This is a genomic window from Streptomyces sp. NPDC005141 (genome assembly GCF_053599975.1).
The window spans coordinates 14,273-39,404 of the sequence record NZ_JBSFYW010000001.1; the positions used below are offsets into that span (position 1 = coordinate 14,273).

The window sequence follows — 25,132 nt, forward strand, 5'->3', positions numbered from 1 at the left end:
ACGGAGGAGGGGACATGCGGCAGCCGACGCGGCTGGGTACGGGAATCGGGTGGCGGCCGGAGATCGCCGAGGCCGTGGAGCGCATGCCCGGCATCGACTGGGTCGAGGCCGTGGCGGAGAACGTGTGCCCCGGCCATGTCCCCGAGTCGCTGCTGCGGCTGCGCGAGCGGGGTGTCACGGTGGTGCCGCACGGGGTCTCCCTGGGACTCGGCGGCGCCGAGCGTCCCGACGAGTCCCGGCTCATCGCGCTCGCCGAACGCGCCGAGGCGCTGGGCTCACCGCTCGTCACGGAACACATCGCGTTCGTACGGGCGGGCGGCCCGCTCACCGCCTCACCGCTTCTGGAGGCCGGGCACCTGCTGCCGGTTCCGCGCACCCGGGACGCGCTGGACGTCCTGTGCGAGAACGTCCGCGCCGCTCAGGCCGCGCTGCCCGTGCCCCTCGCGGTGGAGAACATCGCCGCGCTGATCTCCTGGCCCGGCGAGGAGATGACCGAGGGACAGTTCCTCTACGACCTGGTCGACCGCACCGGCGTCCGTCTGCTCATCGACGTGGCGAACCTGCACACGAACCACGTCAACCGCGGCGAGGACCCCGCCAAGGCCCTCGCCGAACTCCCGGTCGAGGCGATCGCCTACGTCCACGTCGCCGGCGGCTTCGAACGCGACGGCGTGTGGCACGACAGCCACGCCCATCCCGTTCCCCGGCCCGTTCTCGACATCCTCGCCGACCTCGCGTCCCGGGTGACCCCGCCCGGGGTCCTCCTGGAACGGGACGAGAACTTCCCCGAACCGGCCGAACTGGAGCGCGAGCTGGCGGCGATCCGGGGGACGCTGGAGAAGGCGGGACGCACGACCGGAGGACCCGGGCGGGGCACGGCCGTGCCGGTGGACGGCTCCGCCCGCACGGACTCCGGCCCCGGCGTCGAGGACGCCACGCGTCAGCGGCTGGCGCTGGCGCAGGCCGCGCTGCTGTCGTCGCTCGTGGCGGGGACCCCCGTGCCCGAGGGGTTCGACCGCGTCCGGCTCGGGGTGCAGGCGCGCGCACTCGCCGCCAAGCGGGCGGACGTCGTGGCGAAGGTGGCCCCGGAGCTGCCGGAGATCCTCGCGGACGGCTACCGGCCGGCGTTCCTCGCGTACGCGCAGGGACATCCGATGACCGACGGGTACCGGCGCGACGCGCTGGACTTCGCCGAGCATCTGCTGCTGACGGGGCTCCCGGAGGGCGCGGAGACGCGGCGGCTGCGCGACTGGTGGCTGGAGCGGTCGGGTCCGGCCCCGCTGTCGCGGCGGCCCGTGGCCCGGCTGGCCCGTGCCACCCGACGGGCGCTGCTGCGCCGTTGACCCCACGGGCCGGCCGGGCCCCCACGCTCGCGCCGGTCACGGCGCGCCGCCTTGACCACACCTCCGCGGCGCGCCGCATCCGCAGAGTGTGCCCGGAGTAACACCGCTCGCTGTGAAGGCGCTGTGTGCGTCCGTTTCCTGCGTTTTCGGGGCGTTCTGGCGTACGCCCGAACTACCGCAACCGGCGCCTTCCACCCTCCGCTCAATCCAAACCTCCTGTACGGCAGTTGGCGTAGCGCCCGCAGTAATATGCCAACCCGCACCCGAAGCGCATTAGCGTGCGGTGCCGCAACAGGAGGCACCATGCGATCCATCAACCGCACCGGATTGGTCAGTGGAACAGGGCTCGTCATCACCGCTCTCCTGGCGACCCTGGTCGCGCTGGCCTTTCCGATCTGGTCGTACGCGGACCGCGCCGGCACCGGCCTGGACACCCTGAACGCACAGACCGTGCCGAACCAGTTCGGTCCGCTGTCGGCCCTGGACAGGGAGTTCGTCACCAAGGTCCGGCTGGCCGGGCTCTGGGAACTGCCGGCGGGCCAGCAGGCCCAGGAGCGCGGCACCACCCAGGCCGTACGCACGGCCGGTGAACACCTCATCGAGGGGCACACGTTCCTGGACTCCCGTGTCCGCAGTGTCGCCGCCCGGCTCGGCCTGGAGCTGCCCAACCAGCCCAATCCGCAGCAGCGCGAGTGGCTGGCCACACTGAGCGCGGCGCACGGCACGGAGTACGACCGGGACTTCGCGAACATCCTGCGCAAGGCGCACGGCAAGGTCTTCTCCGTGGTCGCCCAGGTCCGCGCGAACACCCGCAACTCGCTCGTACGCGATCTCGCCGACGACGCGAACACCACCGTGCTCGACCACATCAAGGTCCTGGAGGCGACCGGATATGTGGACTTCGACGCGCTGGCGGAGGACGCGGCGACCGCGAGCCCGCCACCGCTCACCGTCTCCCCGGCGCCGCCCGGCCCGACGCGGTCCCCGCAGTCGCCGGTCCCGGTGACCCCGTCCCCGGGCTATCCGCTGCCACCGGCCGCCGCACGCCCCAACCCGACCTCGACCCCCTAGGACATCTCCGCAAGGTCCCGACCGTCCCGTGACGCCCGGAAAGCGGAACGTCACATACCCACAACGCTCCGTCCCACATAGTGAATAGACCATGGCGCCCGCCCGGCCCTTCGCATAGAAAAACGCCATGTTCTGGGTCCTTCTCCTGCTCCTGGCCTGGGCGGCTGCCGGTATCTCCTGCACCCGGCTGTGCCTGGCCGCCGTCCGCGCCGCGGCGGTCGACGCCGACGCGACGCGCGGGCACGACCTCACGCTGTACGAGGCGGCCTTCCTGTCCGGGGGGCCGGCCCGGGTGGCCGATCTGACCCTGGTGTCGATGGCCCGGCAGCGTCGGCTGCTGCTCGCGCACACCGGCTGGGCGACCGTGGTGGACCCGCGCGGGCGAGACGACATGGAGCGCTCGGTCATCGGAGCCATCGGCCCGGAGGGCCAGTCCCGGATAGCGCCGGTGCGGACGGCCGCGGCCGGCGCGGACTCGGTACGCCGTCTCGCGGACCGCCTGGTCGCGGCGGGCCTGGCGGTACCCGACGGCGCCCGCACCACCGTCGCGGAGGCGGTCCGCCAGGTCCGGGCCGCCGCGGCCGCGGTCCTCGCTCTGGCCGTCGCGGCCCTGCTGCTGCCGGCCCAGACCACCGGGAACGAGGTCCCGGTGGCGGTCTGGTTCGCGCTCCCGCTCATTCTGACGGTGAGCTGTCTCACCATCGCCCGGATCGAGGTGCACCCCTACACCCGCTGGGCCTCCCCGGCCGGCCAGCGGCTGCTCGGCACGCTCGCCCGGCACTCCGACGAATCCGGCGACGACCGTACGTACCTCACGTCCGTCGCCGTACGCGGCGCCCGGGCCATCGTTGAACCGGAGGTGCGGGCGGCGCTGGCGCACCGGGACCGCGACGCCGGCCTCGGCGGCCGGCCGCAGGGGGCTCGCGAAGGGGGCTGACGGGCGCTCAGGGGGGCGCATCGGGGTCATTGACGCCGACACCGGCGGCCGGTGCTTTACTTCGCCAACCGTCGAACGAAACATCCTTTTTGTCGCTGCCGTGCGCTGAAGGGATTCGCGATGAGAGCTGCCGTCCTCCACGGAACCGCAGGGTCCTTGCTCCTGACCGGTCTCGTCGCCGCTCCGGCGGGTGGCGCACCGGCCTGGCCCGCCCCGGCCGGCTCCGCCGAGGCGCGAGGTACCGCCGTCGCCGCCCAGCGCGCCGCGGCCGCGGGCATCCGCTTCGGCAAGTGCGCCAAGGAAGAGCGTCTGCCGGGCAATCTCCAGTGCGGCACGGTGACGGTGCCCCTCGACTACGCCCTCCCCGACGGCAAGCGGATCAAACTGACCGTCAGCCGCGTCAAGGCCACCGCCAAGGACCCGCGCAACTCGAAGCACAGGGTGCCGCGCCAGGGCGCCCTGGTCTACAACCCCGGCGGTCCCGGGGCCTCCGGCATGTACTTCCCGCTGATCGGCTTCCTCCCCGAGTGGAAGCCGATCGGGGCGGCGTACGACCTCGTCGGCTACGCCCCGCGCGGGGTGAACCGCTCCGCGCCGCTGTCCTGCCGGGACCCGAAGCGCCTGCTGAAGGCGCCCCTGGAGTCCCCGACGTTCCCCTCGGAGTCGTACAAGAAGGAACGGATCGCGGAGGCGAAGGCGTACGCCCGCGGCTGTGCCCTCCGTTCGGGCGCCGGCCTGCGCCACTACACCTCGCTCAACAACGCCCGCGACCTGGACGTGCTGCGCGCCGCGCTCGGCGAGCGGAAGCTGACCTTCATGGGTGCCTCGTACGGGACGTACTTCGGCTCCCTGTACGCGACGCTCTTCCCCTCGCACGTACGCCGGATGGTCTTCGACTCGGCGGTGAACCCCGACCCCGAGCAGATCTGGTACCGGAACAACCTCGACCAGTCGGCCGCGTTCGAGGTCCGCTGGGCGGACTTCCGCGGGTGGATGGCCCGGCACGACAAGGTGTACGGGCTGGGCGGGACGCCCGAGGAAGTGCTGCGTTCCTACGAGAAGGCGCGGGCGCAGCTCGCCGCCAAGCCCGCGGGCGGCAAGGTGGGGCCCGCGCAGCTGCAGGGCGCGTTCCTGCAGGCCGGGTACTACGACGACTACTGGCCGCAGCGCGCGCTGGCGCTGTCCGCCTATCTGAAGGGTGACCCGAAGCAGCTGATCCAGGTGGCGGGACCGCATCCGGAGGCGGCCGCCGAGCAGGAGAACGGCAGCGCGGTCTACACCGCCGTGGAGTGCAACGACGCTTCCTGGCCGACCGACTGGAGAGTCTGGGACCGCGACAACACGCGTCTCGCCCAGGTCGCGCCGTTCGAGACCTGGGACAACGTGTGGGTGAATCTGCCGTGCGCGTACTGGTCCTTGCCGCGGCAGAAGCCGCTCGACGTGCGGACACTGCCCGGGGAGCTGCCGCCCACGCTGATCCTGGCCGCAGAGCGGGACGCGGCGACGCCGTACGAGGGTGCCAAGGAGTTGCAGCGACGGCTGTGGGGCTCGGTGCTGGTGACCGAGAACGGCGCCGGTACGCATGGCATCGGCGGCGGCCCCAACAAGTGCGTCAACGGCTATCTGAACTCCTACCTGCTGGAGGGCCGGCTCCCCGAGCGGAGCGCGGCGTGCGCTCCGCACGAGGAGCCGAAGCCGCAGACACCGGGCAGTCGGGCGCGGGGCACCGTGGGCGCGAAGGGCGCGGCGGCGCCGAAGACCTCCGCGCGCGTCGCGACGGCGAAGGAAGTCCGGCAGGCGCCCTGACAGCGGTCACGAACACCGGAAGGCGGGCGTCCTCCTGAGGGCGCCCGCCTTCTTGTGTCGCGGATCAGGCGAGGCCCGCGACCAGCTCGGCGATGTCCTTGCGGCGGCCGGTGTAGAACGGGACCTCTTCGCGGACGTGCATCCGGGCCTCGGAGGCGCGCAGGTGGCGCATGAGGTCGACGATACGGTGGAGCTCGTCGGCCTCGAAGGCGAGGATCCACTCGTAGTCGCCGAGCGAGAACGAGGCGACCGTGTTCGCTCGCACGTCGGGGTAGCCGCGGGCCATCTTGCCGTGGTCGGCGAGCATGCGGCGGCGGTCCTCGTCGGCCAGCAGGTACCAGTCGTAGGAGCGCACGAACGGGTAGACGCTGACGTAGTCGCGCGGCGTCTCGTCGGCGAGGAACGCCGGGATGTGCGAGCGGTTGAACTCGGCGGGCCGGTGCAGCGCCATGTTCGACCAGACCGGCTCCAGAGCGCGGCCCAGCCGGGTGCGCCGGAAGAGGTTGTACGCCTCCTGGAGCTGGTCGCTGGTCTCGGCGTGCCACCAGACCATGACGTCGGCGTCGGCGCGCAGCCCCGACACGTCGTAGGTGCCGCGGACGGTGACATCCTTCGCGGCGAGCTGGTCGAACAGCTCCTGGACCTCGTCGGCGTATCCGGCGCGGTCCTCGGGCAGCACGTCCTTCAGCCGGAAGACCGACCACAGGGTGTAGCGAATGGCCTCGTTGAGGTCCTTGGCCAGCTTGCCCTTGTTCGGGACCCTGCCGGACTCGGTGGTGGGGGCGTCGTCACTCATGCGGCTATTCTCCCGCGCCGCCGTGCAGGCTCTGCACCGGGTCGGCCCGCAGCGCGTCCAGGGCACCCCCGTCACCGCCGAGCTGATCGACGGCGGCGTACGCGGACGCGATGCAGGCGGGGATGCCGACTCCGTCGTACGCCGCGCCGCAGACCGCGAGGCCCGGCAGTTTGCCGACGTGCTCGCGGACGCGGGCCACGCGCGCGTGGTGACCGACGGGGTACTGCGGCAGTCCGTCGTCCCAGCGCGTCACCCGGGTCGCCACCGGGTCGGCGTCGATCCCGATCGCCTCCCGCAGATCGTGCCGGGACACCTGGACGAGGTCGGCGTCCGCCCGGCCGAGCACCTCCGTCTCGCCGTACCGTCCGACGGAGGTGCGCAGCACCAGCAGACCGGGGTCCTGGTCGGCGATCCAGCCCCACTTGCGGGAGGCGAAGGTGGACGCCTTGATGGTGTGCCCGTCGACCGGCGGCACCAGAAATCCGCTTCCTTCGGGGAGGGTGATGTCGCCGCTGCGGTAGGCGAGGGTCACCAGGGCCATGGACGCGTACTCCACGGCGGCCAGCTCGGCCGCGGCGGCGGGGACCTCGGCCCGCAGCAGCCCGGCGGCGGCCGGGGCGGGCAGTGCGAGGACGACCGCGTCGGCGTGCAGGACACGGCCTCCGGCGACGACGCGCCAGACGGCGCGCGGCCGCTCAGCGGTGGCGGGCTCGGCCGACGCGGTCCTGCGCAGCTCGGTCACCGGCGTCCCGGTGAGGATCTCGCCCCCACGTGCCGTCACGGACCCGGCGACGGCGAGCGGCAGTTGGCCCACTCCGCCGTCGATGCCCATGAAGACCGGGCCGGTCTGCCCGGCGGCGGCCGCTCTGGCCTGGATCTCGCGGACGGCCTCGGTGAGGGAGGTGTGCGTGCGGGCGGCGGCGTAGAGCTGGGGGACGGCGAGGCGCAGGGACAGGCGGTAGGCGTCCCCCGCGTACACGCCGCCGAGGAGGGGTTCGACGAGGCGGTCGACGACCTCGCGGCCGAGGCGTGCCGCCACGTACGCGCCGACGGCGATGTCGTCGCCCACCTCCGTGCGCGGCAGGTCGGCGTCCCGCTCGATGCGGCGCAGGCCTTCTTCGGAGAGGACGCCGGCGAGGGCGGCGGCGCTGCCGGGAACGCCCATGACGTGGCCCTTGGGCATGGGGCGCAGGACGCCGCGGTTCCACAGGAAGGCCGTCGCGGTGGCGGGCGGCTGGAGGCGGTCGCCGAGTCCGGCCTCGCGGGCGAGGTCCACGGCCTCCGGGCGGCGCGCCAGCATCGACTCGGCGCCGAGGTCCACGCGTGCGCCCGCGATCTCGCCGGGCAGCAGCTTGCCGCCGACGCGGTCCGACGCCTCCAGGACGGTGACGCGGGCGCCCCGCCCCAGCAGGCGGTGGGCGGCGGCCAGTCCCGCGATCCCGCCGCCGACGACCACGACATGTCCCGAACCCGTAGGAGTGTCCTCTTCGCGCATGACTCCACCTTCTCAAACCCCGCCGCCACGTCCGGCAGGGAGCCCGGTGTCCCGAGCGAGTCCGGACCGTGACCGCATCGGGACCGGATCCCGCCAACGTCCCGTGCCGGTCCGGCGTCGAAGGATCGTCAGTCGTCACCGCCCTGGGGGTAGCACGCATGCTCACACACAGCTCCGGACATCCGGCACGACCCGTGCCACCCGTCTCGTCCGATTCACCCGCCTCGTCCGGACGCACCGCCCGTCCGGCCCGGGTCCTGGCGGGGATGTTCCTCGTCACCGCGCTCGCCCTGGCGGGATGCGGCGCCAGTGACTCGGGGGGCAGCAGCAACGACAAGTCGGTCGCACGGGACGCCGGAGACTCGAAGGTCGGCCCCGCGGAGCAGGCGGACTCGGGTGCCGCGGGGAGCGACAGCTCGGGCGGACGCAAGGCCGCCCCGCCCAAGGTGACGGTGAACCGCATCATCCGCACCGCTTCCCTGACCGTCGAGGTCAAGGAGGTGGCCGCGGCTCTGGACGACGCCCGGGCCACGACCGAGAACGCCGGCGGCTATGTCGGCAACGAGACCACCACCCGTGACGGCAGGGGACACGAGCGCACCCGCGTCGTCCTGCGGGTGCCCACCGAGCGGTACGACCAGGTGCTCGCCGATCTGGAGGGCACCGGCAAGGTCGTCGCGCGGACGGCCAAGGCTCAGGACGTCACCGATCAGGTCGTGGACGTGGAGAGCCGCGTCAAGTCGCAGCGTGCCAGCGTGGCCCGGGTCCGCGAGCTGATGGACCAGGCGACCAAACTCAGTGATGTCGTCGCCCTGGAAGGGGAGTTGAGCAGCCGGCAGGCCGACCTGGAGGCGCTGCTCGCCCAGCAGGCGTCGCTGAAGGACCGCACGAGCCTGGCCACGATCACTCTCTCGCTTTCCGAGACCCCCGTGAAGAAGGCCGAGAAGAAGGACGAGGACCCGGGCTTCCTCGACGCGCTCCAGGGCGGCTGGGACGTGCTGGTCACCATGGTGCGCTGGCTGGCCCTGGCGATCGGGGCGCTGCTCCCCTTCGCGGCGGTGCTGGCGCTGATCGTCCTCGTGTGGATGCGTGTCGTGCGTCCCCGGCTGCCCCGCCGCCCGGCCCCCGCGGTGCCTTCGGGTCCGCCGTCGGCCATGGCCCCGGGTTCCGCCGCGCGTCCGTCGGCGGTCCCGGTTCCGGCCTCCCGCCCGGCATCCGGCCCGGTTTCCGGCCCGGTTTCGGCGGGCGAGGCCGCGCCGCAGAACGCGCCGCAGACCGCCCCGCCCGCACGCGGCGGAGCCGCGGAAGGCGGCGAGCAGGACTGAAATGCCGGGCCCCCGTAGCGTGTTCGTATGAGCGTGAACGGTACGAGCGGTAGTGGTGGGGCCCGGGAACGACTGGTCGTGATCGGCGGTGACGCGGCGGGCATGTCCGCCGCGTCACAGGCGCGCCGGTTGCGCGGTCCCGACGAGCTGGAGATCGTGGCGTTCGAGCGGGGCCACTTCTCGTCGTACTCGGCGTGCGGCATCCCGTACTGGGTGGGCGGCGACGTCTCCGATCGCGACCGGCTGATCGCGCGGACGCCCGAGGAACACCGCAAGCGCTCCATCGACCTGCGGATGCGCACGGAGGTCACGGAGATCGACGTCGCGGGCGCCCGGGTGCGCTCCCGGGACCTCGGGACCGGGGCCGAGGAGTGGACGTCGTACGACAGGCTCGTGATCGCGACCGGCGCGCGTCCGATCCGTCCCGACCTGCCGGGAGCCGACGCGCCGGGCGTGCACGGCGTGCAGACCCTGGACGACGGACAGGCCCTGCTCGACGCGCTGGCGTCGGCCGAGGGCCGCCGCGCCGTGGTCGTCGGCGCGGGCTACATCGGCGTGGAGATGGCCGAGGCGCTCATCCATCGCGGGTACGAGGTGACGGTCGTCAACCGCGGCAGGGAACCCATGTCCACGCTCGACCCGGACATGGGCCGCCTGGTGCACACCGCCATGGAGGACCTCGGGATCACCATGGTCGACGACGCCGAGGTCACCGAGATCCTCACCGGCGACGGGAGCACCTCCCCGCTCGGGGGAGGCCGAGAGCCTGGGGTCGGGCGGGTCCGCGCGGTCGTCACGAAGGACGCCACGTACCCGGCGGACGTGGTGGTGCTGGGCATCGGCGTACGTCCCGAGACGACGCTCGCCCGGGCGGCGGGGCTGCCCCTCGGCGAGCACGGCGGGCTGCTCACCGACCTCGCGATGCGGGTGCGCGGGCACCAGAACATCTGGGCGGGCGGCGACTGCGTCGAGGTGCTCGACCTGGTCTCGGGCCGCGAGCGGCACATCGCGCTGGGCACCCACGCGAACAAGCACGGGCAGGTGATCGGCTCCAACGTGGCCGGCGGATACGCCACCTTCCCCGGTGTCGTCGGCACGGCGGTCAGCAAGGTCTGCGACCTGGAGATCGCCCGCACCGGGCTGCGCGAGAAGGACGCGCACCGCGCGGGCCTGCAGTTCGAGACCGTCACCATCGAGTCGACGAGTCGCGCGGGCTACTACCCGGACGCCGCCCCCATGACGGTGAAGATGCTCGCGGAGCGCCGCACGGGGCGGCTGCTCGGCGTGCAGATCGTCGGCCGGGAGGGCGCGGCGAAGCGCGTGGACATCGCGGCCGTGGCACTGACCGCGGGCATGACAGTCGAGCAGATGACGATGCTGGATCTCGGCTACGCGCCGCCCTTCTCACCGGTCTGGGACCCCGTCCTGGTGGCGGCCCGCAAAGCGGTGGCGAAGGTGCGGCACGGCGGCCGGTGACGGGCGACGGGCGCGGGAGGATGCGCCGGCTGCCGTGCCGGGCGGTCACGGCGCCCGGTCGACGGCCCGCGACGGCCCACCCGTCCGGCTACGCGGACTCGTGCCCCGCCGTGCCGTTGATCCGGTCTATCGCCTGCCGGGCCTGCTCGGCGGGCGGCCGGGCCGGCAGCGAGGAGACGGAGGCGGGCGGCGTGACCGCGGGCGGTGTCTGGGCCGGCTTCGCGTGCGCCGCCGACCGGGAGGACCTCAGGCGGTGGCTGACGGCCTCGTCCAGGGTCACGGGCCGCTGCATCCGGGCGGCGAGCCGTCCCGCCTCCTGGCCGAGCGCGGCGACGTCCTCCCAGGGAAGGTGCAGCACCAGGGCGATTTCCGCCTCGCCGTCGGGAAGGGCATGCATCGGAGGAGTTATTCGGTCGCTCATCGCCTGAGTCCTCACGTCTTCACGTCGTCGCGTCGAACCCGCGTCGCGTCTTCGTCGCGGCGCGGGCGGTTGAGGAGACATACGGCTGCGGGGGCGGGTGTGTTCAGAGGGAATCCGCATCGGCCGCCGGGCCTGCCGGGCACCGCCCCGTGCCCGGTGGAGTGCGGATTCGCCCGGCACATCGGGGGCAGTACTTCCTCGTGGTCATACCCGTCCATGACGTGAACCCGGTGCGGCGCACGCCCTATGTGACGTACGCGCTGATCGCCGCCAATGTCCTCGTGTTCCTCTACACCCCCGGTCTCGCCGGATCGGTGGCGGGGGACAGCGCGCTGTCGCAGCTGTGTCATCTGCACGCGTTCCTGGACCACTACGCCGCCGTGCCGCAGGAACTGATCCACCATCACATGCCCCGTCTGGTGCCGACCGGCGACGTCGGTGCCGGGCCGCACGGGTCGGGCTGCGTGGTGGGCCCGCCGGACTACGACAAGTCGCCGCCGCTGTCGGTGGTCACGGCGATGTTCCTGCACGGGAGCTGGCTGCACCTGCTGGGCAACATGCTCTTCCTGCTGATCTTCGGCAACAACATCGAGGACCGGCTCGGGCATGTGCGGTTCACGCTGTTCTACGTCGCGTGCGGTTTCGCGGCGGCGTACGGCTTCGCCCTGGTGAACGCCGACTCGGGCGACCCGCTGATAGGCGCCTCGGGGGCCATCGCCGGGGTCCTCGGCGCCTACCTGGTGCTGTACCCGAAGGCCAGGGTCTGGGTTCTCGTCCCGTTCCTGGTGTTCCTGCCGCTCCGGCTGCCCGCGTGGCTCGTGCTGGGCTTCTGGTTCGTGCTCCAGGCGGCGTACTCGTCCGGCGCCGCCGTGCCCGCCGCGGGCACCGTGGCCTACGCGGCGCATGTCGTCGGCTTCCTCGCCGGCATGCTCCTGGCCTGGCCGCTGCGCCCCGGCACCCCGCCACCGCCCGAACCGCGCCGCCTGCTGTGGGGCAGACGGGCGCGGCACGGCTGGTGAACCGGGGGCCGCGCCCCGCGGAACGGTCCGCGGACGGGCTCTAGCGAGCCGTCTGCGTGTGCACGTACTCCACGAGGCGGGTCAACGCGTCCGGGTCCATGCTGGGCAGGACGCCGTGGCCGAGGTTGAAGACATGGCCCTCCAGACCGGCGGCGGCGTCGAGCACCTCGCGGGTCTTGGCCTCGACGGCCTCGGTGGGGGCGAACAGGACCGCGGGGTCGAGGTTGCCCTGGAGGGCCTTGCCGGGACCGACTCGGCGGGCGGCCTCGTCGAGCGGGACGCGCCAGTCGACGCCGACCACGTCCGCTCCCGCCTCGCCCATGAGGCCGAGCAGCTCACCGGTGCCGACGCCGAAGTGGATGCGCGGGACGCCGTACGAGGCGACGGCGTCGAAGACCTTGGTGGACGCGGGCATCACCGAGCGGCGGTAGTCGGTGGGAGCCAGGGCGCCGACCCAGGAGTCGAAGAGCTGGACGGCGCCGGCGCCGGCCTCGATCTGCACCTTGAGGAAGGCGGAGGTGATCTCGGCGAGACGGTCGAGCAGGTCGGCCCACAGCTGCGGGTCGCCGTACATGAGCGCCTTGGTGTGTTCGTGGTTCTTGGACGGACCGCCCTCCACGAGGTAACTCGCGAGGGTGAACGGCGCGCCCGCGAAACCGATGAGGGGGGTCTCGCCGAGTTCGGCCATCAGAAGCTGGATCGCCTCGGTGACGTACCAGACGTCCTCGGGGGTCAGATCGCGCAGCTGGGCCAGGTCGGCGCGGGTGCGGATCGGGTTCTGGACGACGGGGCCGACGCCCGGCTTGATGTCCAGGTCGACACCGATGGCCTTCAGCGGGACGACGATGTCGCTGAAGTAGATCGCCGCGTCCACGCCGTGCCGGCGGACCGGCTGGAGCGTGATCTCGGCGACCAGGTCGGGCCGCATGCAGGACTCCAGCATGGGGATGCCCTCGCGCACCTTGAGGTACTCGGGCAGTGAGCGACCGGCCTGCCGCATGAACCACACGGGCGTGTGCGGCACGGGCTCGCGCCTGCACGCCTTGAGGAAGGCGGACTCGTACGTGGCTGTCGGCTGCTGCCCGGCGGGGCTGTGGTTGGCGCTCACGACGGAAAGTCTCCCACGGCTCACGGACATCACCGTCCCGGGCTCCGGGCCGCCGCCCGCCCCCGCTCCGGCAGCCGGAGCACCCGCCCGGACGACCGTGTTCGCGTGGCGTGATCCGGACAGGGGTCCCACGCACGGGTGTCTCTCCCTGCACGCGGGCTCCGTTCCCCTTAATCTTCCCCGCATGGCTGCGGCTCAGGGACGACTGTCGGACGGCGCTGGCGGAATGGACGACGCGAAGGAGGAGGACAGGAATGCGGCGGAGACGGCCCCGTTGCCCTTCCGGGCGGCCGTCGACGCCTTGAGGGCCGCGCGGCTGCGGCCGGACATCGAGATCGACCCGACGCGACCACCGCAACGCCTGGCTCCGTACTCGTACGCGCTGGAGGCCGCGGTCGTCGCCGACGACGAGGATCTGGCCGACGGCCGCCTCGTCCTGCTGCACGACCCGGCCGGGCACGACGCCTGGCAGGGCTCCTTCCGTCTGGTGACCCTCGTCCGCGCGGAACTGGAGCCGGAGATGGCCGCCGACCCGCTGCTCCCCGAGGTCTGCTGGTCGTGGCTGACCGGCGCGCTCCAGGCCCGCGGTCTGTCGTACGGCGAGGCGAGCGGCACCGTCACGCGCGCGAGCTCGCACTATTTCGGCGGGCTCGCGGAGCGCCCGGCCGCCTCGCAGATCGAGATCCGCGCGTCGTGGACACCCCGGGAGGGCCTCGGCGGCGTCCCTGACACGGCCGCGCACCTCGCGGGCTGGTGCGATCTGCTGTGCCAGATCGCCGGGCTGCCGCCGGTGCCCCCGGGTGACGCCTCGGTGGTCACCCTCCCGCAGCGCCGGGGACCACAGTCCCGCTGACCCCCCGGAGGGCGCGCGCCGACGCGCGCGCCCTTTCCGTTTTCTTACCGGGCCCTTTGTCGATACGACCACTTTCGGCCGCGTATCGACGCGGAACGACTCGGTTCGATCTTCGGATGATCGATCACGTGTCCGAATTGCACGGATTGTTACTCACCATATCGTGATCATTCTCTAAAGGTCGATGGGTTTGATGCCGAAGACGTCTGTGACCTTGAAAGCACGGTTCGTCCTGGCTCGCCCCCCAGAGCCGGTCCCCGTCCCCGCACCCCAGGAGGCCTGGTGTCCGTTCTCCTCGAGCAGCCCGCAAGCCTGGTCGCCTACCGCCCGAACAAGCCGACCGCCATGGTGGTCGTGGCCGACCCCCGGGTCCGCTCCACCGTCACCCGCCATCTGTGGGCGCTCGGAGTGCGCGACGTCATCGAGGCGTCGTCCGTCGCGGAGGCCCGTCCCCGCATCGGCAACCCGCGCGACATCTGTGTCGCCGATGTCCACCTGCCGGATGGTTCCGGCCTCACCCTCCTTTCCGAAACCCGAGCCGCGGGCTGGCCCAACGGCCTCGCCCTCTCCGCCGCCGACGACATCGGCGCCGTGCGCAACGCCCTCGCGGGCGGCGTCAAGGGCTACGTCGTCACCGGCACCCGTACGAACGTCGGGCTCCCCACCCGGCCCGGCGCCGCACCCATCGGCTCGGCCGCCGCCCGTATGCACCGCCGCCCCCCGGGTGCCCCGAGCCACCCGGGCGGCTACCGCGAACTGTCCGGACGTGAGGTCGAGGTCCTGCGCCTGGTCGCGGAGGGCCAGTCGAACAAGGCCATCGGCGTCTCCATGGGCCTGTCCGCGCTGACCGTCAAGAGCCACCTCGCCCGCATCGCACGCAAGCTCGGCACGGGCGACCGCGCCGGAATGGTCGCGGTTGCCCTGCGGACCGGAATCATCCACTGACCCCTCCCCGACACCGCCCTCTCCTCCCCTGCCCCTGGCATCTTCCTCGCGCGTGAACCGGATCTTTCACTTGCCTGACTGGTTTGCGACCCTCAGACGCCCGTCGACGGAACGTTCCGTCGACGGGCGTTGTCCATACACAGATACCCTTGACAGGTGACCGACGCCCAAGAGACCGCAGCAGACAGCTCACTGCGAACCACCGGAGGCGGCCCTCCGGACGACGTCGAATCGGCGCCGATCCCTTTGCTTGAGCCCCGAGAAGGCATTCCGCCCGTGATCGCCGACGACGTCTCGCTCGCCGAGATGATCGCCGCCTTCGCCGCCGGATCCGGCCCGGTGGCCGTCGACGCCGAACGCGCGTCCGGATACCGATACGGCCAGCGCGCCTATCTGGTGCAGCTGCGCCGCGAGGGCGCCGGCAGCGCGCTGATCGACCCTGTCGCCTGTCCCGACCTGTCGGGTCTGGGCGAGGCGATCTCCGGGGCCGAGTGGGTACTGCACGCCGCCACCCAGGACCTGCCCTGTCTCCGCGAGATAGGCATGATCCCCACCAGCCTCTTCGACACCGAGCTGGCCGGACGACTGGCCGGGTTCCCCCGGGTGGGCCTCGGCGCGATGGTCGAGAGCGTCCTCGGCTTCGTCCTGGAGAAGGGGCACTCCGCCGTCGACTGGTCGACGCGCCCGCTGCCCGAGCCCTGGCTGCGCTACGCCGCGCTCGACGTGGAACTCCTCGTCGACCTGCGCGACGCCCTGGAGAAGGAACTCGACCGGCAGGGCAAGCTGGAATGGGCCCGGCAGGAGTTCGACGCGATCGCGCAGGCCGAGCCCGCGCCGCCGCGCAAGGACCCCTGGCGCCGTACGTCCGGGATGCACAAGGTGCGCCGCCGCCGGCAGATGGCGGTCGTCCGTGAGCTGTGGGAGACCCGGGACGGGGTCGCGCAGCGCCGGGACATCTCGCCGGGCAAGGTGCTCGGGGACGCGGCGATCGTGGAGGCGGCACTGGCCGTGCCCGCCAACCTGCACGCCCTGGCCGCCCTGAACGGCTTCGGGCACCGCATGGGCCGCCGCCAGCTGGAGCAGTGGCAGGCCGCGGTCGAACGGGCGAAGGCGTTGCCGGACGCCGAGCTGCCGCAGCCGGGCCAGCCGGTGACCGGACCTCCCCCGCCGCGGGCCTGGGCCGACAAGGACCCGGCCGCCGCGGCCCGGCTCTCCGCCGCGCGGGCCGCCGTATCGGAACTGGCCGAGCGGCTGAACATGCCGCAGGAGAACCTGATCACCCCGGACACCGTGCGGCGCGTGTGCTGGGAGCCGCCCTTGGATCCGGACACGGAGTCCGTGGGCACCGCGCTCACCGGCTACGGGGCCCGGCTCTGGCAGGTCGAGCTGGTCACGCCGGTGCTGGTGACCGCGCTGTCCCTGAAGCCCGCCTAGAAGCTGTCCGCCCGCCTTGTGGGCATCCCGGGCGGCCCGGGACCTGTCCGCCTTGAAAGCCGCCGAGCAGCCTGCGGCCTGTCCGCCCCGAAGGCCGCCGAGCAGCCTGCGGCCCGTCGGGCTCTGGCGACCGCCGGGCGGCCTGGGCGCCTGTCCGCCCTGAAGCTTTCGGGGAGCCCGGAACCTGTCGGCCCTGAAGGTTGCAGGGCAGCTTGGGGCCTGTCGGTCCTGAAGACTGTCGGGCGGTCTGCGGTCTGTGCGCCTTGAAGGCCGCCCGGGACCCGTTCGGCGCAGGCCGGCCGCCTCGGCCCCTGTCCGCTCGGCCGCTCCCCGGTCCATCCGTCGGGAAGCGGTCGCCGATGGGCGCCGGAAAGGCGGTACGACGCGTGGGCGGGCCGGGGGCAGCCGACCCGGACCGTCGTTCCGGATCGCCTACCCCGCCTTCACCACCGCCCGCGCGCCCCGCGCCTTCCGCCCTCTCCGCGCGCCCCGTGTGCTCCGAACGGGCCCTCGAAGCGGAATCGGGACGTCGAACGGACGACGAGATCACGCCAAGATCCTGGGCCGTCCGGCCGCGCCGCCCGATTCCCGGCCTCCGGGCCTCCCCGAAGCGCCCTCGCGGCAGGCGGGGCGGTTGTACGCGGACCGTCCGCACCCGTCGCCCGCATGGCCGACCCGGGGCGGCGCGCCGGTGCCGGGCACCCGTACATGATGGGCTTGGCCGGGAACACGTAGCCCTTCCGGATGTGACCTTCGCCGCTCCCGGCCTCGGGACTGGGCAGGTTGGTTACTCGTAAGTAGCATGGGTGCTGAGCGCGCGCTCAGGCGTGTTTCCGCGCAGCAGTGCCATCCCGCATCTGGAGGAGAGCCATCGTGCCTCGTACCGTCAGGGACGTCGTCTTCGTAGACGGCGTCCGCACCCCGTTCGGCAAGGCGGGCCCGAAGGGCATCTACCACGAGACCCGTGCCGACGACCTCGTCGTGAAGGCCATCCGGGAGCTGCTGCGCCGCAACCCCGGTCTTGACCCCAAGAAGATCGACGAGGTCGCCATCGCGGCGACCACGCAGATCGGTGACCAGGGTCTGACCCTGGGCCGCACGGCCGGCATCCTCGCCGGGCTCCCCCAGTCGGTCCCCGGCTACTCCATCGACCGCATGTGCGCGGGCGCGCTGACCGCCGTCACCGCCACCGCGGGCTCCATCGCCTTCGGCGCGTACGACGCCGTCATCGCCGGCGGTGTCGAGCACATGGGGCGCCACCCCATGGGCGAGGGCGTGGACCCGAACCCCCGGTTCGTCAGCGAGAAGCTGGTCGACGAGTCGGCCCTGTTCATGGGCATGACCGCCGAGAACCTGCACGACCGCTACCCCACGATCACCAAGCGGCGCGCCGACGAGTACGCCGTGCGCTCGCAGGAGAAGGCCGCCAAGGCCTACGCCAACGGCAAGATCCAGCAGGACCTGGTGCCGATCTCGGTGCGCAACACCAACGCGGAGGTCGGTGAGACGGGCTGGGGCCTGGTCACCGCCGACGAGCCGATGCGTCCGGGCACCACGCTGGAGAACCTGTCCGGCCTGAAGACCCCGTTCCGCGTCCACGGCCGGGTCACCGCCGGTAACGCCGCCGGTCTGAACGACGGTGCGACCGCGTCGATCCTCGCCTCCGAGGACTTCGCCCGCGAGAACGACCTGCCGGTCAAGATGCGCCTCGTCTCGTACGCCTTCGCGGGCGTCGAGCCGGAGGTCATGGGCTACGGCCCGATCCCGGCCACCGAGAAGGCCCTGGCCAAGGCCGGCCTCTCGATCGAGGACATCAACCTCTTCGAGATCAACGAGGCCTTCGCCGTCCAGGTGCTCGCCTTCCTCGAGCACTACGGCATCGCCGACGACGACGCGCGCGTCAACCAGTACGGCGGCGCGATCGCCTACGGCCACCCCCTCGCCTCCTCCGGCGTCCGTCTGATGACGCAGCTGGCCCGCCAGTTCGAGGAGCAGCCGGAGGTCCGTTACGGCCTCACCACCATGTGCGTCGGCTTCGGCATGGGCGCCACGGTGATCTGGGAGAACCCGCACCACAAGGACGCCGGAGGCGACAAGTGACCACCGCTGAACTCCTGAAGGGCGCAGCCGAGCTGTTCCCCGACGAGGTCGTGACGTCCGCGAACGTACGCCACCTCGACCTGCCGTTCGGTGCCGGGCGCTTCGCGCTCATCACCCTGGACAACGGCTTCGACCACACCAAGCCGACCACCTTCGGTCCCGCGTCGCTGGCGAACCTGAACACCGCCATCGACCAGGTCGAGAAGGAGGCCGCGGCCGGCGAGATCGTCGGTATCGGCGTCACCGGCAAGCCGTTCATCTTCGCGGTCGGCGCCGACCTCAAGGGTGTCGAGCTGCTCAAGAAGCACGAGGACGCGCTCGCCATCGGCAAGGGCGGCCACGAGGTCTTCAAGCGCCTGTCGGGCCTCGCGGTCCCGACCTTCGCGTACTACAACGGCGCGGCGATGGGCGGTGGCGTCGAGGTCGGTCTGCACTGCTCGTACCGGACCGTCTCCGCGGCCCTGCCGGCCTTCTCGCTGCCCGAGGTCTTCCTCGGTCTGGTCCCCGGCTGGGGCGGCTGCACGATCCTGCCGAACCTGATCGGTGCGGACAAGGCCGTCTCGGTGATCATCGAGAACTCGCTGAACCAGAACAAGCAGCTCAAGGGCGGTCAGGTCTACGACCTCGGCATCGCCGACGCGCTGTTCGAGGGCGCGGACTTCCTGGAGCAGTCGCTGCTGTGGACGGCCTCCGTCCTCAAGGGCGAGATCGCGGTCGAGCGCCCGGCGATCGACCGCGGCGAGGCCTGGGACCAGGCCGTCGCACGTGGCCGGTTCATCGCCGACAGCAAGGTGCACGGGGCCGCCCCGGCCGCCTACCGCGCGCTGGACATCATCGCCGCGGCCAAGGACGGCGACCTTCAGAAGGGGTACGACGCCGAGGACGTGGCGCTCGCCGACCTGATCATGGGTGGCGAACTGCGCTCCGGCATCTACGCCTTCAATCTGGTCCAGAAGCGGGGCAAGCGTCCGGCGGGTGCGCCGGACAAGTCGCTCGCGCGTCCGGTCACCAAGGTGGGCGTCGTCGGCGCGGGCCTGATGGCCTCGCAGCTGGCCCTGCTCTTCCTGCGCCGCCTCGAGGTGCCGGTCGTGCTGACCGACATCGACCAGGAGCGCGTCGACAAGGGTGTGGGCTACGTCCACGCCGAGATCGACAAGCTGCTGCTCAAGGGCCGCGTCAACCAGGACAAGGCCAACCGCCTGAAGGCCCTGGTCTCCGGTGTGCTGGACAAGGCGGAGGGCTTCTCCGACGCCGACTTCATCATCGAGGCCGTCTTCGAGGAGATCGGCGTCAAGCAGCAGGTGTTCGCGGAGGTCGAGGCGGTCGCCCCGGCGCACGCGATCCTCGCCACCAACACCTCCTCGCTGTCGGTGAGCGAGATGGCGTCGAAGCTGAAGAACCCCGAGCGGGTCGTCGGCTTCCACTTCTTCAACCCCGTCGCGATCCTCCCGCTCCTCGAGATCGTGCGCGGCGAGCAGACGGACGACGCCTCGCTGGCCACGGCGTTCGCCGTCGCCAAGAAGCTGAGGAAGACCGCGGTCCTCACCAAGGACGCCCCGGCGTTCGTGGTGAACCGCATCCTGACCCGCTTCATGGGCGAGATCCAGAACGTCATCGACGAGGGCACCTCGGTCGAGGTCGCCGAGAAGGCCATCGAGCCGCTCGGCCTGCCGATGTCCCCGCTGGTCCTGCTGGAGCTGGTCGGTCCCGCGATCGGTCTGCACGTCTCGGAGACCCTCAACCGGGCCTTCCCGGACCGCTTCACGGTCTCCCCGAACCTCGCGGCCGTCGTCAAGGCGGGCAAGCGCGGCTTCTACGTCTACGACTCCGGCAAGCCGGAGCTGGACCCCGAGGTCGCCGCGCTCCTCAAGCAGGGCGATGTCGTCCTGACGGAGGAGCAGGTGCGCGCCCGGGTCCTCGACGCGGTCGCCCAGGAGATCGGGCTCATGCTCGACGAGGGTGTCGTCGCCGAGGCGCAGGACATCGACCTCTGCCTGATCACCGGTGCCGGCTGGCCCTTCCACCTGGGCGGCATCACGCCGTACCTGGACCGCGAGGGTGTCTCCGAGCGAGTGACCGGGAAGCGGTTCCTGGAGCCCGGCGTGGCTTCGGTTCCCGCGTAACGGCCGTACGGCATAAGTGAAGAGGGCCTCCGCTTCGGCGGGGGCCCTCTTTCGACGTCGTCAGACCGCCCTCCAAGCCTCCAGGGCGATTCCCGGCTCGTCCTTGCGGCGGGTGACGCGGAGTTCACCGGTACCGGGGGAGAGAGTCGCGGCGACCACTCGGCCCTCCTCGTCCTCGGCCAGCGACACCAGTGCGTCGGCGGGGAGTTCGGGCCCCGACTCCGTCCACCACGCACCGGCCGACTCGTCCTCGGTCGGGTAGGCCGCGAAGGCCACCCGTCCGCTCGCCGAGCGCTGGGCGAGCAACGTGCAGTCGTGGCCGTCGAGTTCGCAGCGGATGGCGCAGACGGGACCCGGGCCGGCCGAGGCCAGCAGGGCAACGGGCTTGGTGCCGGGACGCCAGGCGCACACATCGCCCGATTCGTCGGTGAAGAAGAGCGTCGTGGAGCCGGCGGAGGTCGCGAGGGCGCGCAGGGTGTCCGGGCGGACCGGTGCCTCCAGCGCCTCCTCCAGGGCGGGGACCGAGCCCGCCTCCTCCTGGCGCCAGTTCAGAACGCCGCCCGGGACGGCCGCGTACAGCTCGACACGGCCGGACATCCCGGTCACGGCCGCCAAGTCCCCTTGGACGTCATGTCCCTTGAGGTCGCGCCAGGGACCCCAGCCGCCCTTCTGCTTCTGGCCGACCATGCTCACTCCGCCGCTCCTGTTGCGCACGAAGACATGGGCGCGCCCCTCCGCGTCGACCGCGACGGCGGGGTTGCCGGTCCGGCCGCCGGTGCGGTCGGGGTGACCGATCGGGTGCCAGTCGAGGGCGGAGAGGTCCGGCCGGAAGTGGGTCGAGTGGACGAGGCCCGACTCGTCACGGACGGTCGGACGCCAGGAGACCAGATGGGTGTAGCGGTCGGGTCCCTGGCCCAAGGCCATGACGGGGTGCAGGCGTTGGGCGCCGCCCACGGTGCGCGCGGGGTCCCATGGGCCACCGGGTCCGCGCTCCGCCCGGCAGCGGACGGTGGCCTCCGACAGCAGGTACGCACTGAGCCTGCCGTCGCGGCCACGTATGAGCCAGTCGACGTTCACCGGTTCACCTTAATCGGGGGTGGCCGCTCGCCGAGGCCCGCCCCCGCACCGGTCAATCGCTCACAGGCGCTTGGCGCTGCGCAGCAGTCCGGCGTAGAAGCCGTTGCCGTCGATCCGGGAGGCACCGCCCTTGTCGCCCATGGTCGGTCCGTTGACCTCCTTGCGACTGGAGATGAAGACGCGGTGGCCGTCCGTGTCCACGCCCAGGTACAGGGCGACGTGGTCCAGGTGGTTGCCGGTGCGGTGGTCCATCTTGAAGAAGAGGAGGTCACCGGGCTGGACCACGTCGATGTTCTTGGGGCGCGTGTACCAGGGAGCCGGGCCGGAGAGCTTCAGGATGTCGACGCCGGTCTTGGAACGGGCCATGCCGTCGGCGCTGCGCGGCAGTCCGTCGCCGGAGGTGTTCGTCGCCATCAGCGGATAGCGGGCCCGGTAGCCCCAGATCATGCGCATGAACCCGGAGCAGTCCAGGGCGCGGTAACGCTCCTTGCGCGCCACCATCGAGGTGCCGTCGCGGAAGGTGTAGTTGATGCCCAGGTAGTCGTAGAAGTCGTTCTGTTCGAGGCGGTCGACGCCGTCCTCCTTGAAGGGGCCGAAGACCGCGTCGCCCGCGTACGGGACGCCCTCGTCGTCCTTCTTCACCGGTGCGCCGGCGACGTACTGGAAGGCGATCGCGAAGATGTCGTCGGTCTCGCTGCCGTAGAACTCCTTGAACCAGTCCTTGAACCACTTCTCCTTCTCGGCACCCTTGCGCCAGGCCTCCGGCATCACGCGCACCCAGTCCTGCGTCACCACACGGGACTGGGTGTTGGCCGGCTCGGTGAAGGTGCGGGAGGGGCCCCGGAGGGTCGCGGTGCGGGCGCCGTCCGTGAAGGTGGCGAGGATGTCGCCGTTCTCGCCGCGCAGCACGGAGCGGGTCGGGTTGTTCAGGCGCTCCCAGGTCTGCTTGCCGGTGGCCTTGCCCGAGTTCTCCAGGGCGGGCTTGTCGGTGACGGCCTGCACGGCCGGGACCTTCGCCTCCTCGTCCTTGCGGAGTTCGAAGGTGAAGTAGGCGCTGCCCGCGAGCAGCGCGAGGACCGTGGCCGCGTGGAGGACGGGACGGCCTTTGCGCTTCGGCATGGTGACGGCTCCAGAGGTTTCCGAAGAGAGAGACGGGCTCAGGCGGACGGCATGGCGCCGAGAAGGATTCCGGCGGTCAGCACGACATACGTGGCGAGCGTGACCGAGCCGGTCGACAGCAGCGTGGCCCCCTTGGGCTGGCGCACCAGCTGGTAGCCGACGAGACCGGGGACGATGAAGCCCAGGGTCTGGTTGGCGTACAGCAGCGGGAACTCCATCTGGAGCACGATGATCACGGACGCCTGGATCAGTACGCCGGTCAGCACGACGGCCGCGAACAGCCGCTTGCCGTAGAGGATCACGAAGCGCTGGAGCAGCAGGGTGGTGACGTACGTCAGCACGGTCACGCCGAGGACGAGCGCGGCGCGCTGCAGGTCCTCGATGAGGGTGAGCGCCAGCCAGCCCGGGGTGATCATGCCGCCGGGCGAGAGGTTGGTGGTGAGGTAGCAGATCAGCGAGAACATCAGGCCCAGGCCGATGCCGATCGCGGCGATCTCGGGGGTGAGGACGGAGGGGATCAACGGGGCTCTCCTGGGCTGCGCCACTGCTGGGGGTCGTCGTCGGGGTGTGTGGGAGGTACGCGGGGTTCGAACAGGCCACGGGATCCGGGCTGTTCACCGAACCCGGGCGGCCGGGGCCGCGTGTCGGCGGGTTCCTGCGACCCGTCCGGCCAGGGCTCACGGGCCTGCTCGGGCCGGTACACCTGCTCAGGCTGGTGGCTCTGGTGCCGGTGCTCCAACTGGTGCTGCTGGTGCGGGTGCTCCGGCTGGTGCAGCTGCTCCCGTTGGTGCTGCTGTGTCTGCTGCGGGTATTCGGGACGCGCCCGCCGCGACCGGCCCTCCGGCGCGGACGCACCCAGAGGGTCCATCTGCGGGTGCGCCGCCTGCGGCAGGCCCTGCGGCTGGTGACCTCGCTGAGGCTGACCCTGCTGCTCGGGCGCCGCCTGCGGGTGACCCTGCTGGACGGGCCCGGCCTGCGGCTGGCCCTGCCGAGACCGACCCTGCTGGTCGAGCATCGCCTGCGGGTGACCCTGCTGGAAATGCCCGGCCTGGGAGTGCCCCTGCTGGGGATGCCCGGCCTGCGGCTGGCCCTGCTGGGGATGCCCGGCCTGCGGCTGGCCCTGCTGAGGGTGAACCTGCTGCTGATGCCCGGCCTGCGGCTGGCCCTGCTGAGGGTGAACCTGCTGCTGATGCCCGGCCTGCGGCTGGCCCTGCTGAGGGCGGCCCCGGCGTGGACGGCCCTGCTCTTCGGGCGTCGCCTGCGGTCGGCCCTGCTGGGGGTACGGGTGGTCCGCGGTGCGCTGTGCGGGGACGTGGGTCTGGGGTGCGTACCGCGTCTCGTACGCCTCCGAGTACGGCTGGTAGGGGTCGATCCGCGGTGCGTACAGCTGCACGGTCTCGACGTGCTCGCGCACGGCCGTCGGCACACGGGGCTCATCGGCCGCGTCGCCGCGACGGTCGGTGCGCTCGGCGTCACCGGCGGCGTTCTCGTCCACGCTGTCGTCCGCGGGGAGTTCGGCGAGGTGCTCCAGCAGGTGCTCGCCCTGGCCGTGGATGTTGCCGATGGCCACCAGCGAGCTGTCCGCGCCGAGCTCGCCGAGCAGCTCCCGCATGAACTCCTCGGGATCGCGGCGGTCGCCGCCGAGGTCGACCGCGCGGGAGCGGAACTCCGCGGGCATCGCGTCGATGGCGCTCTTGGCCGGGTGGCCGATCACGAAGACCTTCTCGGGGTCCAGCTCGGGGATGATCTCGCCCATCTGGCCGTTGCGCTCGACGCGGTCGGGGCGGCAGTTGATGACCACGTTGAGCGGGCGGTCGATGGCGCCGAGATCGAGCAGCTGGTTGATGTTCATCAGCGTCGACTCGGGGTCGTTGGCCGCGAAGACGTTGGCGAAGCGGAGCTTCTTGCCGTCCTCGGTGACATACCGCTCGACGGACAGGACACCGGGGTCCGGGGGCGCGTCGTACATGCCCTGGAGGGCCGTCTCCCGCTCCACGCCGAGGAGTTCGGCGACGGTGAGCGCGATCGCCACGTTCTCCTTGAAGGTGAACCAGCTGAAGCCGCGCAGCTCCTCGTCCGAGACCGTTTCCGGGTCGGCGTAGATCAGCTTGCAGTCGCGCGAGTCGGCCTCCTCCTGGAGGATCTCGAAGCGCTCCTGCTCGGCGGTGACACAGATGCCGCCCTCCGGCATGGACCGGGAGAGCGAGCGGGCCACGTCGTCGAGGGTGGGGCCCATCTCGGCGAGGTGGTCCTCACGGACGTTGCACAGGACGCCGATCGTGGAGCGGATCAGCTTGGACTGGTTGATCTCCTGGAGGGCCGGCATGACGGCCATGCACTCGATGACCAGGGCGTCCGGGTTGTACGCGGCCGCGCGGCGGACGATGCCGATCTGCTCGACGACGTTGGCGATGCCGAACTTGCGGTAGACCGGCTCCTCGGTGGCGTCGGGGTGGATGAACCGGGCCGCCGTACCGGTGGTCTTGGCGACCGTGGTCAGCCCGCCGCCGCGCAGCGCGCCCGCGCACAGCCGGGTGATGGACGACTTGCCGCGGATGCCGTTGACCAGCACCCGGGTGGGGATGTTGTCCAGGTTGGTGAAGTGCCGCCGCTGTTCGACGATGCCCGCCACCAGCAGGATCGCGCAGCACACCACCAGGACGGTGAAGAGGAAGAGCACGGCT

19 protein-coding genes and 1 pseudogene are annotated in these 25,132 nt (G+C 71.9%); 12 read left to right on the top strand and 8 right to left on the bottom strand.

Features of this window, described 5'->3' with window-relative positions; genetic code table 11:
- Window positions 1-14: 14 nt before the first annotated feature.
- The 4 genes from ACWD68_RS00085 (at window position 15) to ACWD68_RS00100 (ending at window position 5,157) form a co-directional block, all read left to right on the top strand.
- On the top strand, window positions 15-1,343 hold the full coding sequence (locus ACWD68_RS00085; RefSeq protein ID WP_451803966.1) for a DUF692 domain-containing protein: 1,329 nt from the start codon (window positions 15-17) through the stop codon (window positions 1,341-1,343).
- A gap of 303 nt (window positions 1,344-1,646) precedes the next feature.
- Window positions 1,647-2,414 (top strand): DUF4142 domain-containing protein, encoded by a 768-nt coding sequence (locus tag ACWD68_RS00090; RefSeq protein WP_451803968.1) that lies wholly within the window; start codon window positions 1,647-1,649, stop codon window positions 2,412-2,414.
- Between the two features lie 127 nt (window positions 2,415-2,541).
- A complete protein-coding gene (locus ACWD68_RS00095) occupies window positions 2,542-3,351 on the top strand; it encodes a TIGR04222 domain-containing membrane protein (protein WP_451803970.1) in 810 nt (269 codons plus the stop codon).
- A 120-nt stretch (window positions 3,352-3,471) separates the two neighbouring features.
- Window positions 3,472-5,157 carry an alpha/beta hydrolase gene (locus ACWD68_RS00100; protein ID WP_451803972.1) on the top strand — a complete coding sequence of 562 codons (1,686 nt, stop codon included), beginning with the start codon at window positions 3,472-3,474 and terminating at the stop codon, window positions 5,155-5,157.
- A gap of 64 nt (window positions 5,158-5,221) precedes the next feature.
- Here the strand turns inward: ACWD68_RS00100 and hemQ are convergent, their stop codons facing one another.
- Together hemQ and hemG are read right to left on the bottom strand one after the other, a co-directional pair.
- Window positions 5,222-5,953: a hydrogen peroxide-dependent heme synthase gene (gene hemQ, locus ACWD68_RS00105; RefSeq protein ID WP_451803974.1), complete on the bottom strand. Its 732-nt coding sequence runs from the start codon at window positions 5,951-5,953 to the stop codon at window positions 5,222-5,224.
- Between the two features lie 4 nt (window positions 5,954-5,957).
- Window positions 5,958-7,448: a protoporphyrinogen oxidase gene (gene hemG, locus ACWD68_RS00110; protein WP_451803976.1), complete on the bottom strand. Its 1,491-nt coding sequence runs from the start codon at window positions 7,446-7,448 to the stop codon at window positions 5,958-5,960.
- A gap of 266 nt (window positions 7,449-7,714) precedes the next feature.
- Here hemG and ACWD68_RS00115 point away from each other — a divergent pair, with 266 nt between their 5' ends.
- A complete protein-coding gene (locus tag ACWD68_RS00115) occupies window positions 7,715-8,773 on the top strand; it encodes a DUF4349 domain-containing protein (protein ID WP_451804399.1) in 1,059 nt (352 codons plus the stop codon).
- A 27-nt stretch (window positions 8,774-8,800) separates the two neighbouring features.
- Window positions 8,801-10,249: an FAD-dependent oxidoreductase gene (locus ACWD68_RS00120; protein WP_451803978.1), complete on the top strand. Its 1,449-nt coding sequence runs from the start codon at window positions 8,801-8,803 to the stop codon at window positions 10,247-10,249.
- An 88-nt stretch (window positions 10,250-10,337) separates the two neighbouring features.
- On the opposite strand, the gene ACWD68_RS00125 is transcribed toward ACWD68_RS00120, so the two are convergent.
- Window positions 10,338-10,670: a hypothetical protein gene (locus ACWD68_RS00125; RefSeq protein WP_451803980.1), complete on the bottom strand. Its 333-nt coding sequence runs from the start codon at window positions 10,668-10,670 to the stop codon at window positions 10,338-10,340.
- Between the two features lie 200 nt (window positions 10,671-10,870).
- Between ACWD68_RS00125 and ACWD68_RS00130 the strand changes: the two genes are divergently transcribed.
- Window positions 10,871-11,689 carry a rhomboid family intramembrane serine protease gene (locus ACWD68_RS00130; RefSeq protein ID WP_356749209.1) on the top strand — a complete coding sequence of 273 codons (819 nt, stop codon included), beginning with the start codon at window positions 10,871-10,873 and terminating at the stop codon, window positions 11,687-11,689.
- 40 nt (window positions 11,690-11,729) lie between these two features.
- Here ACWD68_RS00130 and hemE read toward each other — a convergent pair whose 3' ends face one another.
- Window positions 11,730-12,797 carry a uroporphyrinogen decarboxylase gene (gene hemE, locus ACWD68_RS00135; RefSeq protein WP_451803983.1) on the bottom strand — a complete coding sequence of 356 codons (1,068 nt, stop codon included), beginning with the start codon at window positions 12,795-12,797 and terminating at the stop codon, window positions 11,730-11,732.
- Between the two features lie 184 nt (window positions 12,798-12,981).
- Here hemE and ACWD68_RS00140 point away from each other — a divergent pair, with 184 nt between their 5' ends.
- The 5 genes from ACWD68_RS00140 (at window position 12,982) to ACWD68_RS00160 (ending at window position 20,252) form a co-directional block, all read left to right on the top strand.
- Window positions 12,982-13,650: a DUF3000 domain-containing protein gene (locus ACWD68_RS00140; RefSeq protein ID WP_451803985.1), complete on the top strand. Its 669-nt coding sequence runs from the start codon at window positions 12,982-12,984 to the stop codon at window positions 13,648-13,650.
- Between the two features lie 282 nt (window positions 13,651-13,932).
- Window positions 13,933-14,595, top strand: coding sequence for a response regulator transcription factor (locus ACWD68_RS00145; RefSeq protein WP_019073943.1), 663 nt, complete (start codon window positions 13,933-13,935; stop codon window positions 14,593-14,595).
- A 156-nt stretch (window positions 14,596-14,751) separates the two neighbouring features.
- Complete coding sequence (locus ACWD68_RS00150; RefSeq protein ID WP_451803987.1) at window positions 14,752-16,029, top strand: ribonuclease D; 1,278 nt, start codon at window positions 14,752-14,754, stop codon at window positions 16,027-16,029.
- Window positions 16,030-16,902: 873 nt separating this feature from the next.
- Entirely contained in the window at window positions 16,903-18,129 is a 1,227-nt protein-coding gene (locus ACWD68_RS00155; RefSeq protein ID WP_266763541.1) for a thiolase family protein, read from the top strand.
- Window positions 18,126-20,252 carry a 3-hydroxyacyl-CoA dehydrogenase NAD-binding domain-containing protein gene (locus ACWD68_RS00160; protein WP_451803990.1) on the top strand — a complete coding sequence of 709 codons (2,127 nt, stop codon included), beginning with the start codon at window positions 18,126-18,128 and terminating at the stop codon, window positions 20,250-20,252. The genes ACWD68_RS00155 and ACWD68_RS00160 overlap by 4 nt, the downstream gene beginning before the upstream one ends.
- Window positions 20,253-20,312: 60 nt before the next feature.
- Here ACWD68_RS00160 and ACWD68_RS00165 read toward each other — a convergent pair whose 3' ends face one another.
- The 4 genes and pseudogenes from ACWD68_RS00165 to pgsB all read right to left on the bottom strand — a co-directional run.
- Window positions 20,313-21,329 (bottom strand): hypothetical protein, encoded by a 1,017-nt coding sequence (locus ACWD68_RS00165; protein ID WP_451803992.1) that lies wholly within the window; start codon window positions 21,327-21,329, stop codon window positions 20,313-20,315.
- A gap of 60 nt (window positions 21,330-21,389) precedes the next feature.
- Window positions 21,390-22,448, bottom strand: a complete 1,059-nt coding sequence (locus ACWD68_RS00170) for an NlpC/P60 family protein (RefSeq protein ID WP_451803994.1) — start codon at window positions 22,446-22,448, stop codon at window positions 21,390-21,392.
- Between the two features lie 38 nt (window positions 22,449-22,486).
- Window positions 22,487-22,969: a poly-gamma-glutamate biosynthesis protein PgsC/CapC gene (locus ACWD68_RS00175; RefSeq protein ID WP_266763537.1), complete on the bottom strand. Its 483-nt coding sequence runs from the start codon at window positions 22,967-22,969 to the stop codon at window positions 22,487-22,489.
- A gap of 790 nt (window positions 22,970-23,759) precedes the next feature.
- Window positions 23,760-25,128: pseudogene (gene pgsB, locus ACWD68_RS00180) on the bottom strand (poly-gamma-glutamate synthase PgsB); the annotation flags it as partial.
- Between the last annotated feature and the right edge of the window lie 4 nt (window positions 25,129-25,132).

Bases quoted from the DNA above. Each gene is read 5' to 3' on its own strand.
- ACWD68_RS00085 (WP_451803966.1), top strand. From the start codon at position 15: ATGCGGCAGCCGACGCGGCTGGGTACGGGAATCGGGTGGCGGCCGGAG.
- ACWD68_RS00090 (WP_451803968.1), top strand. From the start codon at position 1,647: ATGCGATCCATCAACCGCACCGGATTGGTCAGTGGAACAGGGCTCGTC.
- ACWD68_RS00095 (WP_451803970.1), top strand. From the start codon at position 2,542: ATGTTCTGGGTCCTTCTCCTGCTCCTGGCCTGGGCGGCTGCCGGTATC.
- ACWD68_RS00100 (WP_451803972.1), top strand. From the start codon at position 3,472: ATGAGAGCTGCCGTCCTCCACGGAACCGCAGGGTCCTTGCTCCTGACC.
- hemQ (WP_451803974.1), bottom strand. From the start codon at position 5,953: ATGAGTGACGACGCCCCCACCACCGAGTCCGGCAGGGTCCCGAACAAG.
- hemG (WP_451803976.1), bottom strand. From the start codon at position 7,448: ATGCGCGAAGAGGACACTCCTACGGGTTCGGGACATGTCGTGGTCGTC.
- ACWD68_RS00115 (WP_451804399.1), top strand. From the start codon at position 7,715: ATGTTCCTCGTCACCGCGCTCGCCCTGGCGGGATGCGGCGCCAGTGAC.
- ACWD68_RS00120 (WP_451803978.1), top strand. From the start codon at position 8,801: ATGAGCGTGAACGGTACGAGCGGTAGTGGTGGGGCCCGGGAACGACTG.
- ACWD68_RS00125 (WP_451803980.1), bottom strand. From the start codon at position 10,670: ATGAGCGACCGAATAACTCCTCCGATGCATGCCCTTCCCGACGGCGAG.
- ACWD68_RS00140 (WP_451803985.1), top strand. From the start codon at position 12,982: ATGGCTGCGGCTCAGGGACGACTGTCGGACGGCGCTGGCGGAATGGAC.
- ACWD68_RS00170 (WP_451803994.1), bottom strand. From the start codon at position 22,448: ATGCCGAAGCGCAAAGGCCGTCCCGTCCTCCACGCGGCCACGGTCCTC.